At 47.5% G+C, this 785-nt stretch carries 1 tRNA gene and 2 rRNA genes; all 3 read left to right on the top strand.

Features of this window, described 5'->3' with window-relative positions:
* Positions 1 to 63: ribosomal RNA gene (locus EC604_RS29465) — 16S ribosomal RNA — on the top strand; the annotation flags it as partial.
* 108 nt (positions 64 to 171) lie between these two features.
* Positions 172 to 247, top strand: a tRNA-Ala gene (locus tag EC604_RS29460).
* A gap of 207 nt (positions 248 to 454) precedes the next feature.
* Positions 455 to 785: ribosomal RNA gene (locus EC604_RS29455) — 23S ribosomal RNA — on the top strand; the annotation flags it as partial.

Below are 785 nucleotides of genomic sequence, written 5' to 3'. Positions count from 1 at the left end.
ATGATTGGGGTGAAGTCGTAACAAGGTAGCCGTATCGGAAGGTGCGGCTGGATCACCTCCTTTCTATGGAGAATCGTCTTCTGCAACGAAGACATTCAAATAAGCAAGTTCAGTGAACTTGCAAGCAATACAAAGTTACTACTCCATTTGTTCAGTTTTGATGGAATTTGAGGGGCCATAGCTCAGCTGGGAGAGCGCCTGCCTTGCAAGCAGGAGGTCAGCGGTTCGATCCCGCTTGGCTCCACCAACAATTTCATCTATTTGTTGTGTTCTTTGAAAACTAGATATCGAAACGAAACAAACGCGAATTAGAACAATCCTTTTTAGCTGAACTTGTGTTAAACAAGTTTAATAAATTGGTACTTAATTGCTTTTGCGATGGTATCGTGTGGGAGCGACTTTTGGATTTGCGCAAGCAAACCAAGCGGAGCGATAGCTCGAACACGAGCGCAATGGTTAAGCTACTAAGAGCACACGGAGGATGCCTAGGCGCTAGGAGCCGATGAAGGACGTGGCGAACAACGAAACTGCCTCGGGGAGCTGTAAGCAAGCTTTGATCCGGGGATGTCCGAATGGGGAAACCCAGCTGGGGTAATATCCAGTTACTCACAACTGAATACATAGGTTGTGTAGAGGCATACCAGGGGAACTGAAACATCTAAGTACCCTGAGGAAGAGAAAACAATAGTGATTCCGTCAGTAGCGGCGAGCGAACGCGGAGAAGCCCAAACCAGAGAGCTTGCTCTTTGGGGTTGTGGGACGTCTCACATGGAGTTACAAAGGAG

It is taken from the genome of Paenibacillus amylolyticus, assembly GCF_003719335.1.
GTDB lineage: Bacteria > Bacillota > Bacilli > Paenibacillales > Paenibacillaceae > Paenibacillus > Paenibacillus amylolyticus_D.
This window is presented reverse-complemented; position numbering and strand designations above follow the sequence as displayed.